This window comes from Pseudoalteromonas pernae (assembly GCF_039831865.1).
GTDB lineage: Bacteria > Pseudomonadota > Gammaproteobacteria > Enterobacterales > Alteromonadaceae > Pseudoalteromonas > Pseudoalteromonas pernae.
In genome coordinates, this window is sequence record NZ_JBDODM010000001.1 from 712707 (window position 1) to 729736 (window position 17030).

The window sequence follows — 17030 nt, forward strand, 5'->3', positions numbered from 1 at the left end:
CCAGTTTTTGCCGTTAAACCCCGCTATTACGCGCATGTTCCTAAATAAAAGCAACTGATACCTATAAACTTTTTTACAGAACCCTCCAAAAAGCGCATTGCCAGACATGTGTTAATAATGTTAATCCTATGTAGCTGTAAATGTCGGCCAAATTTTTTGGTCATATTTTACATTATGACAACACATCCCTTTGGGGAGACAAGAACAAGGATTTCAGGATGACAAAGTTTACTCCATGCACTTTGCGTGCAGCACTTGCCATTGCTTTGGGCTCAAGCGCTCTATCCGTATCTACAGTTGCACTTGCAGATGAAGAAGGCGCAGATAAAGTAGAACGAATTGAAGTAACTGGCTCTCGCATTAAGCGAACAGATATGGAAGGCCCTTCTCCAGTGCAAAGTATTGGTAAAGAAGACATTGCCAATATGGGTTATGACAACTTACAACAACTGCTAGAGCGTATGCCTGTCGCAGGTAACGGTACCTTTTCAACACGCGGCAACAACCAAGACTCAACCGCAAACGGGGGGGCTGCGGTCAGTTTACGTGGTTTAGGTCCAGATGCGACTTTGGTGCTGATCAACGGCCGACGTGTTGCAATCAGTGCGTTTGCTGAAAGCATTACTAATTCATTCGTTGATATTAACTCTATTCCTGTTTCGGCCATTGAACGTATCGACATCCTTAAAGATGGCGCTTCTGCAATTTATGGCTCAGATGCGGTTGCGGGTGTAGTTAACGTTATTCTTAAAAAAGACATTGATGGTATTGAAGTTAACCTAGGTTATGGCGCCACTACAGGCCCTAGTCATGAAGAAACAACAGCCAGCCTAGTTTGGGGTACCACGAGCGACAAAAGCAGCGCGTCTTTGATCTTAGATTACTTTAAAAATACAGGTTTAGAGTCAGACGAAATGGGCCGCCTTGGTACTGCCAACCAAGAACCTTATGGTGGTATGGATTTCCGCTCATCTCGCGGTTTCCCAGGTTACTTCTATGTTGATGGCGTAAAAACTATTGACCCTAGTTGTCCACCTGAAAATGCCACAGCCAGTGGTAGCTGTTTATTTGACTACGGCCCATATGGATTCATCGCGCCACCTGCAGAGCGTGTGGGTGCTATTGCCCAGTTCGATTATAAATTCAACAGCGATGTAAGTGCATTCCTAGAAATCGCAGCGCAGCACAACACGTCTGAAGCTGGCGGTGCGCCTACGCCACTTGATGAAGATGCGGGCCTTACCGTACCTGCAAATCATCCGTTCAACCCATTTGGTCAAGATATCGATATTGGCCGTTACCGTACCGTTGATGCAGGCCCACGTCGTTGGGATATCGAATCTGACACGCTTCGTTTAGTTGCTGGCTTACGCGGTGAAATTAATGATTGGGGTTGGGAAGTTGCAGCGCAAAAAGGCCGCAGTAAATCAGAGCAGACAGGTGATCGCTCTATGGGCTGGGTTCGTGTTGACTACCTTCAGCAAGAAATTGACGCGGGTAATTACAACCCATTCGGTGGTGTACAAAACTCACCTGAGGTTATCGACCGTATTACTACCAGCCTAGTGCGCCGCGGTGAATCACACATGACCTCGTTTGATGCCAGCATCACAGGTGATGTATTTGAGTTCAATAACAACACAGTGATGATGGCTGCGGGTCTTGAGTACCGTGAAGAAGACGTTAGTGATGTGCCAGATGACCAGTTCCAACGCGGTCTTATTTTTGGTACTGAGTCTGTTTCAGCAGCGGCAGAGCGTGACCAATGGGCAGCGTATGTGGAATTCTCAATTCCATTGAACGACGAGTTTGAATTACAACTTGCTGGTCGTCACGATGACTACAGCGACTTTGGTTCAACAACCAACCCCAAAGTGGCGTTCAAATGGGCACCGAACCGTGAATTTTCACTCCGTGGTTCATGGGCACAAGGTTTCCGAGCACCATCACTTGCACAGATTGGCTTAGGCCCATCTGAAGAAAGCCAGTTCTTCATCGATACCTACCGTTGCCAAGCGACGGGCCAAGACTGTGACCTACTCGACTACAACATCGAGTTCGCAGGTAACCCTGATTTGGACGCTGAAGAGTCAGAATCTTGGAACTTGGGCGCCATCTGGGCTCCAGTGACAGAATTTGGTATCTCAGTTGATGTATGGAGCATCGAACAAGACAACAAGATTGACGAGCAAGATTTTGGCTTTGTTTACAACACCCATTGCAACGACCAAAACAGCACAGTATGTGTTCGCTTACCAGCGGTTAACGGCGAAGCACTTGGCGTGATTCAAACAGTCAACAGCACCTTTGAAAACGTGAGCTCGCAAGAAGCATCAGGTATCGACTTGTCAACCAACTACAATCTAGACCTCAATGACATGGGTCTATTGAAGTTCAATCTTGAATGGTCGTACATGCATGAATTTACTCGCGATGACCGTGAGTACATCGGTGAATACGAGTACCCGCGCCATCGTGGTTTATTCGCCACCAACTGGGAATTTGACAAGTTCAACGTCAATATGAACATCAGTTACATCGGCTCATTTGAGGATACACCTGATATCGACTTCGACGGTGCGCTTGATTTCGACACTGAGAAATCTCGAGATGTTGATGCCCAAACTCTGGTTGATATCCAAGGTGCTTACAACGTGAGTGATGCAATTCGCATCTCTGTAGGTATGAACAACGTATTTGATGAAGAGCCACCGTTTGCAATCGGTGATGGTGATTCAGACTTATACGGCTATGCTGGCTCTGTGCACAACCCGCGTGGACGTTATATCTACACAAACTTCACTTGGCGCTTTAACTAAGCCCAGTGCTAGTTACAAAAAAGGCCGCATTAGCGGCCTTTTTTTGTACGTGTAAACGTTTATCCGTAAGTGTAAGAAGCTTGAATACCCAAAGGAATACCTAAGCCCCAATACGCCAGTAAGAATAAGCTCCAACCAATCAAGAAAGCGATAGAGTATGGCAACATCATCGCGATAAGCGTGCCAATGCCAGTGTTCTTCACATACTTTTGGCAATAAACGACTACCAGAGGGAAGTAAGGCATCAAAGGTGTAATGATGTTTGAGCTTGAATCACCCACACGATACGCCGCTTGGGTTAAATCTGGAGAGATATTGAGCTGCATCAACATAGGCACAAAAATGGGTCCTAACAGCGCCCATTTCGCTGAGCTTGAACCAACGAACAAGTTTACAAAGGCAGTTAAGAAGATAATGCCAACAATGGTAACGCCACTAGGTAATGACATTGCCTTGAGCACTGCAGCCCCTTCAATTGCCAATAAAGCACCTAAATTTGACTGCGCAAACGCCGAGATAAACAAGGCACAGAAGAATGCCATAACAATGTAGTACGCCATTCCTTCCATGGCTTTAGTCATCGCCATGATCATGTCTTTCGAGCTAGTGAATGTGCCCGCTACAAAGCCGTAAACCGCACCAGGAACCCAGAACAATAAGAAAATAAGCGGCACAATAGATTGCATAATAGGCGCGCTAAAATCCGCTAATTTGCCATTTTCAGCACGCAGCGGCGAATCTTCTATGCCAGCAACATAAGCAAGTAAGCCCAAACCGGCAATCATCACTAAAGTTGCTATCGCAAATGCTTTCTTTTCTTTACTCGTTGCCTGCTCAAACGCTGGTAGTTCGTCTGTGTTGCCGTCAACTTCAGAGTTTTTAAGGCGCGGTTCAATAATTTTATCGGTGATGTACCAACCTACAAGGATGATAAAGACACTTGAGATAGACGTGAAGTAGTAGTTGTTAAGTGGGTTCACTTCCATCGTTGGATTGATTATCTGTGCCGCACTTTGAGTAAAGCTTTGCAGTAATGGGTCTATACCTGAGGGAATAAAGTTAGCACTGAAACCACCACTGACCCCAGCAAATGCTGCGGCGATACCTGCAAGTGGATGACGGCCCATGGCATAGAAAATAACACCGGCAAGCGGAATGACCAGCACGTAGCCAGCATCTGTAGCTGTGTGTGAAACAATCCCCACTAAAATAACCATAGGGGTAAGTAACATCTGCGGCGTGCGCTTAAGCATTAATTTAATGCCTGTGTTAATAAAGCCTGAGTGCTCGGCAACGCCTACACCTAACATAGCCACAAGTACAACACCCAATGGTGCGAAGCCTGTGAATGTTTTCACCATCGAGGCTAAAAAGCCAGCGAGAGAATCACCTGTCAGCAGGTTATTTACGACGATAGGCGCATTAGTACGGGGGTCGATGACATCAAAGGTCACCCCGGAAAAGGCCCAGGATAATGCCCAAATAAGCAGCATAGCGAATAAGAATATCATGGCCGGATCTGGCAACTTATTCCCTACGTGTTCAATAGTATTTAAAAAGCGCGCGATGGCGCCACTTGGTGCAGCTCCTTGCTGGTCACCGTTATTATTATTCATTGTGACTCCTTAGATAATTCATTTACATGTCTGCTGAACGAGAAGTGGTAGTGTTTACCGCACATCATACCGTCAGGGATGTAATTTTTTTCACAAGCAGCCTACTCGAAAATTAACATAAAGGCCACAAATGCAAGATGACGAGGAGCGTCAAGGTGTAAAGTCACAAAGAGGGAGTGTAAAGGGTAAGCGAGAATAGGCTTACCCCACAAAGATAGTGCTAGTTTGCAAGCGCCTTAACTTGCTCCCAAATCACCACAACATGGTCGCGGTCTTCGTCAGTCAATTCACCATTGTGGTAGGCTTTAACTAAGCTTTTCTCTATGTTGTCATTCAACTCATCAGCACTGAGGGCCAAATTTTCAACCTGCGCATAGCCCACAGCTAAATCGAAATGCCCACGTAAGTAGCCCCCAGCAAACAGTTGGTCGTCGTCGGCGTGATCAACTAAATCATCAAAAAACTGTTGTGCTGCATCTACGTATTCTAAAAAAGCCATTACTGCTCCTCACTGTGACCAACGGCATACAATACGTGGTCATTAAAACCTGTGGTCACTTGAATGTAACCTGATAATTCATCGTCTAATTCGCTGTCACCCGTGTCACAAATGAGTGGACGGCCGTTAAGCGCCTGTAGTTTGCTCTTGGTTGCAACAACTATGATGTTCTCTTTACCAATAAGGCGGATAAGCTCTGGGCTTAGCTGCTGGTTACCACGCCCGAAAATGTGGCCTTGACCACCAATTAAGGTGATCACCAACTTGGTTGCTTTACCCTTACACGCTGCTAATAAATCAGCCGCCATCATGTCTTGGCCAATCAGAGCTTGGTCTTGCACCAAATCAACACCGAGCAAGGTATTTTCAAGACCCATTTCCTCCATCACCGCCGCAACGGTTGAACCTGAGCCCATAATGTACTGCCAGTCTTCATCCATTTCGCTGACAACATACGCAGCGATGTCAGCAAGCACTAACTCATCAACTTCCTTGCCACCGCCATTTTTCACGGCCTGCACATAACGCAACTCGCTAGGCACACGCATCTCGCCGTAACGTTTAGCGCGCACAGTGCCTGCTCGAAATGCATCTTCATCGATGTCCATTACGTCGCTTTCGGCCAATGTCACCAGTTCGCCATTAACGAGCATTTCAACAACTCGCCCAGCGGCTTTTGGCGTTATCGCATAAACACCAGAATGAATTTTACAGCCGGCTGGGATACCAAGCACAGGGACTTCATCACCAATAGCGTGACAGACATTACGTGCCGTGCCATCACCACCAGCAAAGAGGATTAAATCAACCCCGTGTTTGGCCAAAGCTTGCGCCGCAAGCTCTGTATCATCTGGGGTAGTTGGCTCGTTGCTTCGGTATACCACCTCAACATTAAAGCCCAACTCTTTGGCAATGTTTTCACCCATAGCGCCATTAACGGTAAAGACAGTTAAGTCTGCTTGATACGGCAACAACTGTTCAAGCGCTGCTTTGGCGCGAAGGTGGGACTTAGGCTGCGCGCCCAAGGCCATCGCTTTTGCTGCGGTATCCTCACCATCGCTGCCTTTGAGGGCAACACTCCCACCGAGTCCCGCTACAGGGTTGATAATAAAACCCAATTTAAACTGCATAATCCAATTCCTCTGGCGGCCGCCAAGTTACGTGATGTGCCTCTAGTGGATAAGGTTGCTGGTAATGCTCAGCTAACGCCCGCATTAACAGCTGTGTTCTCTCGTTGAACCCCGTCGCTATCAAACTCTGTAATTTGTCGTGCACTCTTTGCTGGAAACTAAAGCGACAGGTTTGTTCACCACCGAGGTTATCTGCTGAGACATTGAAATCAAACCCAGCACTAAGACACAGTGCCCACTCAATCGCTTGTGGATGAACTTCAACACTCTCAAACTCATGTTGCTGCTCTTTGCTGCGGCCATCGGGGCAATACCAATAGCCATAATCTTCGAGTAATCTACGCTGCTCACCGGCTACCAACCAATGTGCAATTTCATGTAATGCGCTGGCGTAGAAGCCATGAGCAAAAACGATACGGTGATAACTACACTCGTCGTTCGCAGGCAAGTAGATTGGCTCGTCAGTGCCGAGCACTAATCGAGTGCGATAGCGCTTAAAAAATGTTCGCTCAAAAATAGCGATGAGTTCGTCGACTTGATGCATAACTACACGGGGATTTAAAACTAGGCGGGATTGTACGTACTTTAGCGCTGTTTGTAAAAATTCGCGGATGAAAAAACGCACCGTTTGGTGCGCTTTGTATTACTGTCTCTTCCCTGGAATTGGACCGTGAGGCAATTGCACATTGGGGTTTTGCCCTCGTTGACGCAATAAGTGGTCCATCAAGGTGATTGCCATCATGGCTTCAGCAATTGGGATTGCACGAATACCCACACAAGGGTCGTGACGACCTTTGGTGATCATCTCAACCGACTCATTGCTGGTATTAATGCTTTGTCCCGGTACTGTGATACTGGAAGTCGGCTTTAACGCGATACTGGCGATAATGTCCTGCCCAGTAGAAATACCGGCCAATACACCACCTGCATGATTTGAGGTAAAACCCTCTGGCGTCAATTCGTCGCGATGCGCTGAGCCTTTTTGCTCTACCACATCAAAACCATCGCCAATTTCAACCCCTTTTACCGCATTAATGCTCATCAAGGAGTGAGCAATTTCCGCATCTAAACGGTCGAATACCGGCTCACCCAATCCCACAGGCACATTCGATGCAACAACTTTGACCTTAGCACCGATGGAATCACCTTCTTTTTTAAGATCCCGCATGTACTGATCAAGTGCTTCGAGCTTGCTTACGTCCGGAAAGAAAAAGGGATTTTGCTCCACTTCGTTCCAGTCGTATTGCTCGGCCTTAATAGGACCAAGTTGTGATAAACACGCTTTTATTTCAATGCCATGGAATTGCTTTAAGTATTTTTTAGCAATAGCACCAGCCGCTACACGGATGGCTGTCTCACGAGCAGATGAACGACCACCACCGCGATAGTCACGAATGCCGTATTTGTGCCAATAGGTATAATCACCGTGACCCGGACGGAAAACATCTTTAATTTTACCGTAGTCTTTGGAGCGCTGATCGGTGTTTTCAATCAACAGGCCAATACTGGTGCCCGTTGTTTTCCCTTCAAATACCCCAGAGAGAATCTTAACTTGGTCTTCTTCTCGGCGTGCTGTGGTGTAACGGCTCTGTCCAGGCTTGCGACGATCTAAATCAATTTGTAAGTCTGCTTCTTCAAGCTCTAGGCCCGCGGGGCAACCGTCAACGACACCGCCTAAGGCGAGTCCGTGGCTCTCTCCGAATGTGGACACTTTAAACATCTGTCCAATACTATTACCTGCCATACTTCATCCTCATTCCAAATGGCGCGAAATTCAGCTAAGTGTGATGATTATTCACCAAAATAAGCATCAAGCTCAGCTTTAGAAATCATAAATACTCCAAGACCACCGCGTTCAAATTCAAGCCACGTAAATGGTGCATCTGGGTATAGAGCATCCATATGTACCATAGAGTTACCTACTTCAACAAATAACAAACCGTTATCTGTTAGATGTGACGACGCTTTAGCAAGCAGTTCACGGGTCACGTCCAAGCCATCTTCACCTGAGGCTAAACCAAGCTCAGGCTCATGGTGGAATTCATCAGGTAAATCGGCCATGTCTTCAGCATCCACATATGGTGGATTAGCGACGATTAAATCGTATTTTTCGTCACCCACACCTGAGAACACATCAGAAAGGATTGGCATCACTCGGTCTTCAAGGTTGTAACTATGAATATTAAAATCAGCAACGACCAAGGCATCCGGTGAAATATCCACGGCATCTACCATGGCGTTTTCAAATGTTTGTGCCAAGGCAATCGCGATACAGCCTGAACCTGTGCACATATCCAACACGCGTGTAATTTGCACTGGGTCATCTACCCAAGGCGCAAACTGTTTGTTGATAAGCTCACCAAATGGCGAGCGCGGAACCAATACTCGCTCATCCACATAAAACGGCATTCCAGCAAAAAATGCTTGGTTAGTAAGATAAGCCACAGGCGTACGCTGATTAATACGGCGTTCAATTAATTCACAAACATGCATTTTTTCGCTGGTAGTTAGGCGCGCAGCAAGCAGTTCTTGTGGTGCATCCATGGGTAAATGCAACGCAGGCAATATGAGCGATACCGCCTCATCCCATGCATTGTCAGTACCATGGCCAAAGAAAATACCATGGGCACTAAATTGACTTGTTGCCCACCGTAACCAATCACTAATGCTATGCATTTCCTGCTGCGCTTCGTGTAGCTCAGCTTCGCTAATAAGATTTTCGTTCATACTTTTCGCAATATCTGCTCACTAATAATGGCCTCATTGTAGCGTGTTTAGCGCTAGGTTTTTACGCTTTTTTTGGCTAAACTCTCGGCCATGAAAAAAGAACACACTTTGCACATTGACGACAGCGATTTATCGCAAGATGACATAGACTTGTTTCGTCAATCTATCGGTAGCACAAAACGCGTTACCAATGACACTGTGCGCCTAAGCGCTCAAAAGAAAAAGCACATTGGCGAGCGCCAACAAGTGCAGCGCCAAAGTAAGACCGAATTCTACTTTTCGGACGAATACATCCCGGACATCGACACTAGCGGTACAATCAGTTACGTCAAAGACGGTGAAGACAGATATCTCGCCAAACAACTGCGCCGTGGTGATTATTCACCAGAACTTATTCTTGACTGCCACGGCATGAGCAAAGAAACGGTGAAATTAGAGCTGGCGGCACTGATCAGTGCCTGTAAAAAGCAGCATGTGCAATGTGCTTGCGTGGTTCATGGTATCGGTGAGCGCATTTTGAAACACAAAGTGCCTCAGTATCTTGTGCAGCACCCTGATGTTATTGCCATGCACCAAGCTCCGCTGGAATATGGTGGCCGTGGAGCTGTGGTGATTTTGATTGACTTGCCAGTGGATGTGAGCCCTCTTTTATAAGCATTACCTGAGCAGGTGCAAAGGTAATGCTTATACGTTGATAGTGCTCTACTTTCCTACCATCGCTAATCCGGCAAAGTATTCAGGAAGCTCCAATACATCGGCTTCGGTTAATGGCTTACTGAAATAGTAACCTTGAACGACGAAGCAGTTATTGGCTTTTAAGAATTCCATTTGCTCTTTGGTTTCTACACCTTCAGCAACGACATTTAAATTCAATTTTTGCGCCATCGCGATAATCGCCGCAGTGATCTCCATGTCATTTGGATCATCCGGAATATCTTGGACGAATGAGCGGTCAACCTTTAACACATCCACAGGGAAGCGTTTTAGATAACTCAATGAAGAATAGCCGGTGCCAAAATCATCGATAGAAATTGATACGCCTAAACGTTTTATCTCGTGCAATTGGCCTATCGCCGTATCCACGTCCCCCATCAGCATGCTTTCTGTTAATTCAAGATGCAAATTGCGAGGTGCCACATTGGTTTCTTTCAAAATGCTCGCAAGGGTCGGAATAAGCGTCGCATCTTGGAATTGGCGCACAGATAAATTAACGGATATGTTCGCTTCTAGGCCTGCTTTGGCGCGTCGTGAAGAGAAATAGCACGCTTCACGCAATACCCATTCGCCCAGCTCAACAATTAATCCGGTGGCCTCAGCAATCGGGATAAACTTAACGGGTGAAATAACACCTCGAGTTGGGTGAGTCCAACGGATCAAGGCTTCAAACCCAAGTATCTTGCCGGTGCGGCTATCAACCTGAGGCTGATAGTTCAGATGGAATTGACTGTCTCGTATCCCATGACGCAATTCGTTTTCAATATATAATCGCTCATTCGCAGCAGCATTTAGCTCACGCGAATAGAAGTGATGGGTATTCCTACCTTTAGCTTTGGCTTCATACATCGCCAAGTCGGCATGTTTAAGCAGTTGGTCTTCTTCGCTGCTGTCATCCGGCGCCATGGTGATACCTATACTGGCACTAACAATGATTTCATTGTTCCCCAGTTGAATAGGCTCGTTTAACGTACGTTGAATGGTGTTCGCTACTTCTGCCGCTCGTTCCTGATTCTCGATACCACTCAACAGCACTGCAAACTCATCCCCGCCTAAACGAGCAATCGTATCTTCAGTGCGCAAACGGTTTTTAAGCCTGTTTGCAACTTCTACAAGTAGTTGGTCACCAATGTCATGGCCAAGCGTGTCGTTGATACGTTTGAATTCATCTAAGTCAAAATAGAACAGCGCAAACGCATAATGTCCGCGCTCTGCCAGTGCCATAGACTTACGTAGCTGCATTCTGAAGAAGGTGCGGTTTGCCAGCCCTGTTAGGGTATCGAAGTAAGCTAGCTGCTCCATTTTGCGCTGACTTTCTTTTACGAAAGAAATATCCTGCGCAGACACCACATAGCTGTTTACCACTCCATCTTCATCGCGGATGGGTGACACACTCAACGAAACCCAAAGCGCTTGACCATCAGCGCGCTCAAGCATGGTGTCACCACGCCAATAATTGCGCGTGCGTAGGTCGTACTCGATATCGTCGTTGAATATGGCCATCTCTTTGGCTATAACACTCAATAACTTAGCATCACTGAAATGGTCTTCATCAAAGCCCGTCATTTCCAGCATTTTCGGGTTAACGTACTCAATGTTTAATTGGTAATTAGTGATCAATACACCCGTACCAGAGTGCGCCACGGCTTTGGATAAACGATTCGCCGCTTGCTCAGCAATTTCTTTTTCTTTAATGCGCTGATTTAAACCTGAAATAGTGTTACTGAGCTCCACACTCATGTCTTTGAACGAGCCATTGAGCACACCTATCTCATCAGTGCTTTCCGGTGGAAACTCAGTGTCCATTTTACCTTTACCAAAGCTGGAAACCGCGTCAACCAGCAGATAAATACGGCGTAACACGAGCTGGTACAAAGCTTGGTGTAATAACAAAGCAACTAAAATAGCATATAAAATAAACAACCCCAGAAACTTCAACTGTAAGGTTTCAAGCGCTTCTAACGCGTTAGATTGTTTACGATAAATACCCACGTACCAATCCAACCCTTCAACTTTGCGAATGGTGGTGAGGTAAGTTTCTCCCTCGTAATCAAAGTCCTCTGTCACTGTCGGTAAACGAGTGCGCATTGCATCAGTTACCAACTCCACTAAATTGGAATTGACAAAATCTGACATTCGTAAGCGTTTGCCCGCGCGTCCATACTCTTTATATGTTTCTTGATCTATATTCGGATGCGCCAATAGCTGGCCTTTTGAGTCCACTACAAACAATTGTTGTTTGGTGTCTTCAATTGGTAAGAAACTCAATAAACTAGACAATTCGATGTCTGCGCCCGTCAGAGCCACATGCTGATTTTCTTTATAAATCGGAGTAACTATGCTTACGACCCATTTTCCAAGCACATCATCATAGTATACCGGTGTCCAAATCGCGGCTCTTTCGGAGTTATTATCTGGACCCGCGCGGTCAAATTTAATGGCATTATGGGCGCGATAATCGGCTGGCACATCTAAAGCCCAATTCGCTGGGGCAACACGCACAAAATCATCTTCTGTGAGCACGAAAAAATTAAAGAACTCTTGCGTCAATGTAGGTGAAATAACCTGCCAAAGAGCCTCTGAGCGCGCAAATAAACTTTCGTAGTATCCGTTGAAGTTTGCTTTAGGCAGGACCGCTCCAGATAAGCCATCTCGCGATACAGATCGCAATGTAAGTTCGTCTGTTGCTAAAAATTGGGGGAGAGTGACACTAAATTGAACATCGTCTGTAAACAACGCACGGCTTACAACTGCATTTGCTTGTTCCGCAATATTAGTCTTGGTATCAATGAGCTGGTCAAATTGACCGATGAATCGCGCACTGTATTGCTCCAGCTCCTCGCGCTCTTCGAACATAAGCTGCTTTTGCTCAGACTTGAGCATAAAAACAGCGGCAAAAATACCCGCTATCAAACAAATGGCAGAGATCAATGCCGATAGCTTGATGCTCAACGAGTGGATGCCAAATCGTGATGGTGGACGCCTATAAACCACAGCCGATCCTTTTTAAGTATCTGGTTTTTTATTATTTTAGCCAGCTAGCAAATATAACAGCCACAGCGCGCATGTATATACTTTTTGACGCAAAAAATCCGTCTATTTTGTTACCAGCTAATACAAAAGCACTAACTCAACCCTAAATATACCCACAACGGGAACAAAAACACAATAAGTTCGTAGTCTTATCACGTATTTTTGTAACCAAATTAAAAACAATTTACTAATTTCAATTTAGGCCACCTGTGGCTATTGACTTTTAGGCGGCCAAGCCAGTAGATTGGAGGTATGAACATTATGTCTTACGTATTTTTTCGCTTTTTTATTTTCCACCCTTGCTAGGGAGGCGCAAGCGAGTACGTGAGATTCACACATATTCTAAAGCCTCCCAAATGGGAGGCTTTTTTCGTTATGGGAATGAGGAAACCTAACAATGACCAATGATACGCTGCATGCATTGCGCCGAGATATCAATGAAATAGACTCTGAGTTATTGATATTACTGGCTAAACGACGCCGAATTAGCCACTCGGTTGTGGAATATAAAATAGCTAATAACAAACCAATTCGAGATGAAGCTAGAGAGCAAGAGCTACTCGAAAAGCTAATCAGCTATGGTAAGTCTCTGGGCTTAGACGCCTACTACATCAACAGTGTGTTCCAGCGTGTATTGGAAGATTCAGTACTACACCAGCAAGCCATGCTACAACAAAACCTCAACCCTGAAGCGCTCGGTGAAACTAATCGCGTGGCCTATTTAGGTGGCCAAGGTTCCTATTCACAGTTGGCGGTGCATAAGTATTTCAGTCGCCGCCCAGGTAAGTTAGTGGAAATGGGGTGCTCTCAGTTTGATGAAATCACTGGTGCAGTTGAAAAAGGGCAAGCAGATTTCGGTGTTTTGCCTATCGAAAACACCAGCTCAGGCAGTATCAATGAAGTGTTCGATTTATTACAGCACGCGCAAGTATCCATTGTTGGCGAAGTGACTCACAGCGTAGAACACTGCTTACTGGTAAAGCCAGGAACTGAACTCTCTGATATCACAAAGTTATTTGGTCACCCGCAGCCATTTGCCCAGTGCAGCCGCTTCATTCAAGGTTTAGATGATGTGCAACTTGAGAACTGCGACTCAACCACCAGCGCCATGAAGGCCGCACTCAACTGTGACAACAGCGCTGCTATTGGTTCTGCTGAGGCAGGCAAACATTTAGGTTTAGAAGTTCTTAAAACGGGGATTGCTAACCAAAGCGAAAACCACAGCCGTTTCATCGTTGTGGCACGCAAAGCCATGCAGGTTTCGACACAAATACCGACGAAAACCACATTAATTATGGCTACTGAGCAGCATGTAGGCTCATTGGCCGATGCGCTAATGGTATTTAAGGAACACGGCATCAATATGGTTAAGTTGGAATCGCGCCCTGTACCAGGCAACCCCTGGGAAGAAGTGTTTTATGTTGACCTTATTGCGAACTTAGCCGAACCAAAAGTACAAGGTGCCCTCGAAGCATTGAAAGATCACACCCAATTTGTGCGTATTTTAGGTTGTTATCAAAGTGAATCGCTGCAAGCAGTAGAAGTGAAGTAACAAAAAAAGAGCCAGAAGAAGTAGGCTTCTGGCTCTGCTGTGTTGATGATTCAAACAACACAGTTTGGGCAGACTAGTTGGCTAAGCCAATTAACTCGATTTCCGCGATTTGCACTAAGCCATCGTTATTGGCATTCTTACTGATACTCACGCGGTAGCTGCTATACGCAAAACCGTTATTGAAACTAAAGCTTCTGCGTTGCAATCGTTCATCCCAGCTCTCGCCAACCCAAGATGCTACTTCTGTCCACGTTGCCCCGCCATCATTTGAACCTAACAGGGTAAAGTTTTCAGGATCACGCTCTGGAGCATCATTGGCACTGGTGATGGCAATTTCACTTACAATTTGCGCATCGCTGAAGTCCGCTTGAATCCAAGAAGGGTCTTCAATTGTCGGCGCCCCCTGCCAATCATTATGATCAAGCCATTTTGTGGCAACATCATTGTCGAACGCCTTGTCTTGATTCTCTGCGTCACCAATGCTGTTACGTGCACTGAACACAGTACCAGTCAATTCGGTTAAATCTTGCAATTGATACTGCGGTCCAATGAACCCCACTTCGGCAATTTGTACCAAGCCATCGTTGTTGGCATTGGCACTAATGGATAGGCGATAGTTGGTATATGCCAAGCCATTGCTCAATGTGAAATTGCGTTGCTGGAAGCGCTCGGTGAACTCTTCACCCACCCAACTGGCAAGTTCTAGCCATGTTTCACCATCATTAGACCCCAATAACTGGAAAGTCGCAGGGTCACGTTCAGGTGCATCATTGGCACTGGTGATCATCAGCTCGTTCACCGCCTGAGCTTCAGCCAATTGCACATGAATCCACGCTGGGTTTTCCTCAGTTGGTGCTCCTTGCCATTCATTGTGATCCAGCCATTTAGTCGCGACGTCACGGTCGAACGCCTGTGCAGCTCCCTCAGAATCACTGATGCTGAAACGCGCACTGTAGCTTGCGCCGCTGCTCAAAGAGTGATCGGCACCCGCTAGCTCAGGGCCAATTAGCTCTACTTCGGCCAGCTGTAATAAACCGTCGTTATTTTTGTTCTTGGTGATTTCTAAGCGATAGCTCGAATAGGCAAGTTGATTCGCCACGGCAAAGCTACGACGCTCGGCACGCTCATCAAATGACTCCCCTACCCAGCTTGCCAAATTCACCCAGGTTTCACCCCCGTCGTTTGACCCGAGTAAACTAAAATTCTCAGGGTCGCGTTCAGGCGCATCGTTCGCACTGGTAATAGCTAACTCATTCACAGCTTTCGCAGCGCTTAAATCTAGCTGGATCCATGATGGGTCTTCCTCAGTCGGCGCACCTTGCCAATCATTGTGGTCGAGCCATTTGGTTGTTGGATCGTTATCAAAGGCTTTGTCTTGGTTTTCAGCATCACCGATACTATTGCGGGCACTAGCAATTGCTTGCGCATCATCGCTGTGATCAATGCTAGCAAAGACAGGGCCGACGAATTCAATTTCACCGAGCTGCATCAAACCATCATTGCCTTGGTTTTTGGTGATACTGACACGATACGAGCTATATCTTTGTGCATTAGCAAAGGCAAACTCTTGACGTTCAAAACGCTCGTCGAATGCAGCACCTACTACGCTTCCTAATGATATCCACGTCTCGCCGCCATCGTTTGAGGCTAATAACTCGAAGTTTTCTGGGTCGCGCGCAGGGGCGTCATTGGCACTGGTGATAAATACACTGCTGATTGCTTGTGGCTGCGCAAAATCTACTTGAACCCATGAAGGGTCTTCAACACTTGGCGCACCCAGCCAATCATTATGGTCCAACCATTTGGTGGTAGGGTCCTTATCAAATGCTTTATCGGCACTTTCAGCATCGCTGATGGCGTTACGCGCAGTAATAGTCGCATCCGCCAGAATTACTGCTGTGCTTATTTCTTGGCGAGGACCAGAGCTAGATAATTCGTCATAGAGCGACAGGCCTACATCAACAATTGTTGCTGCACTAAGCCCGAGTTCAGCAGTGAGAGGATGGGCATCTATGGCATCATAAACTCCTTGGCGCAGTCGCGCTAACGCATCGGCATCGTCCGCTAATGCCGCAGCTAAATCGGCTTTTGCTGCACTCATGTTAGCAGCCAGAGTCTCACCACTGCCCAAGTGTGCAAAGGCTGCATTGAGCAGCGACAACTTAAGTGTTGCTTCATCAAGAAGTGGCGTTTGGCATTGCTGCTCACCCGCATCGTTTGTCTCACATTGTTGCTCATCCATGAAGTTATCTATCACGTGGGCACTAACAACAGGCATACTAAACACATTGGTGTTATTGGTGCGCCAACCCAACGCTCGCAGTAACAGCGATGACATATCAGCTTGCGCCAACGCCATTAATTCAGGGCTGGAAACATTGCGACCGTTAGCGATTTCTTGTTCGACTAAGAAGGTTGCTAAAGTTGTTAATGCATTTACTTGCATATTGGCATCTGCAACACCATCGGTGCTGTTGGCAAATGGCACACTGACATGAGCAAGGGTACTTAACTGCGCGCCAACTATGGCTTCGCCTGTTAATTCTTGGCCAAATTGCGCATCACCACACATGAGCGCATCACATACCATGGCTGATTGCTCATCAGTCGAGGCCGTTACTTTCACCGTGGTATTGATACCAAAGCCAGGCGCGCCAGTGAGCGTAACAAACACGCCAGCATCGACGTCGCTGACAGCGTTTGCGTTGACGCTCAGCACAGTACCATTGATGCTTTGCACGCTGATCTGCGCGCCGCTTAGATTGCCTTTTATAACCGAGCCAGCAAGCTCAGCCGAAGTACTCGCCGGTGTTACTGGGATATCCTGAGGGTCTGGATCATCACTGCCGCCACCACAGGCACTTAGCAAACCACATAGCACCAAAGATATGGGCGTAGCCTTGTTGAAATTAGACTTATTCATAGTGTTACCTTGTCCTT

At 46.5% G+C, this 17030-nt stretch carries 11 protein-coding genes; 3 read left to right on the top strand and 8 right to left on the bottom strand.

What is annotated here, in order from left to right:
• Positions 1-218 precede the first annotated feature (218 nt).
• A complete protein-coding gene (locus tag V1358_RS03090; protein WP_347392547.1) occupies positions 219-2819 on the top strand; it encodes a TonB-dependent receptor in 2601 nt (866 codons plus the stop codon).
• A 59-nt stretch (positions 2820-2878) separates the two neighbouring features.
• Here the strand turns inward: V1358_RS03090 and V1358_RS03095 are convergent, their stop codons facing one another.
• From V1358_RS03095 to prmB, 6 genes are all read right to left on the bottom strand, one after another.
• On the bottom strand, positions 2879-4435 hold the full coding sequence (locus V1358_RS03095) for an AbgT family transporter (protein WP_347392548.1): 1557 nt from the start codon (positions 4433-4435) through the stop codon (positions 2879-2881).
• Between the two features lie 220 nt (positions 4436-4655).
• Positions 4656-4934: a YfcL family protein gene (locus V1358_RS03100; RefSeq protein ID WP_347389014.1), complete on the bottom strand. Its 279-nt coding sequence runs from the start codon at positions 4932-4934 to the stop codon at positions 4656-4658.
• On the bottom strand, positions 4934-6064 hold the full coding sequence (locus V1358_RS03105) for an ATP-NAD kinase family protein (protein WP_347392549.1): 1131 nt from the start codon (positions 6062-6064) through the stop codon (positions 4934-4936). Before V1358_RS03105 ends, V1358_RS03100 begins: the two co-directional genes overlap by 1 nt.
• Entirely contained in the window at positions 6054-6608 is a 555-nt protein-coding gene (locus V1358_RS03110; RefSeq protein WP_347392550.1) for an elongation factor P hydroxylase, read from the bottom strand. The genes V1358_RS03105 and V1358_RS03110 overlap by 11 nt, the downstream gene beginning before the upstream one ends.
• A gap of 99 nt (positions 6609-6707) precedes the next feature.
• Positions 6708-7808 carry a chorismate synthase gene (aroC, locus tag V1358_RS03115; RefSeq protein ID WP_347392551.1) on the bottom strand — a complete coding sequence of 367 codons (1101 nt, stop codon included), beginning with the start codon at positions 7806-7808 and terminating at the stop codon, positions 6708-6710.
• 47 nt (positions 7809-7855) lie between these two features.
• Complete coding sequence (gene prmB / locus V1358_RS03120) at positions 7856-8791, bottom strand: 50S ribosomal protein L3 N(5)-glutamine methyltransferase (protein WP_347392552.1); 936 nt, start codon at positions 8789-8791, stop codon at positions 7856-7858.
• Positions 8792-8881: 90 nt separating this feature from the next.
• Here prmB and smrB point away from each other — a divergent pair, with 90 nt between their 5' ends.
• Entirely contained in the window at positions 8882-9445 is a 564-nt protein-coding gene (gene smrB / locus V1358_RS03125) for an endonuclease SmrB (RefSeq protein ID WP_347389009.1), read from the top strand.
• Positions 9446-9493: 48 nt separating this feature from the next.
• Here the strand turns inward: smrB and V1358_RS03130 are convergent, their stop codons facing one another.
• Positions 9494-12499, bottom strand: coding sequence for a bifunctional diguanylate cyclase/phosphodiesterase (locus tag V1358_RS03130; RefSeq protein WP_347392553.1), 3006 nt, complete (start codon positions 12497-12499; stop codon positions 9494-9496).
• A 436-nt stretch (positions 12500-12935) separates the two neighbouring features.
• On the opposite strand from V1358_RS03130, the gene V1358_RS03135 reads away from it, so the two are divergent.
• Positions 12936-14090, top strand: a complete 1155-nt coding sequence (locus tag V1358_RS03135) for a chorismate mutase (RefSeq protein ID WP_347392554.1) — start codon at positions 12936-12938, stop codon at positions 14088-14090.
• A 73-nt stretch (positions 14091-14163) separates the two neighbouring features.
• Here V1358_RS03135 and V1358_RS03140 read toward each other — a convergent pair whose 3' ends face one another.
• Positions 14164-17013 (bottom strand): discoidin domain-containing protein, encoded by a 2850-nt coding sequence (locus V1358_RS03140; RefSeq protein ID WP_347392555.1) that lies wholly within the window; start codon positions 17011-17013, stop codon positions 14164-14166.
• Positions 17014-17030 lie beyond the last annotated feature (17 nt).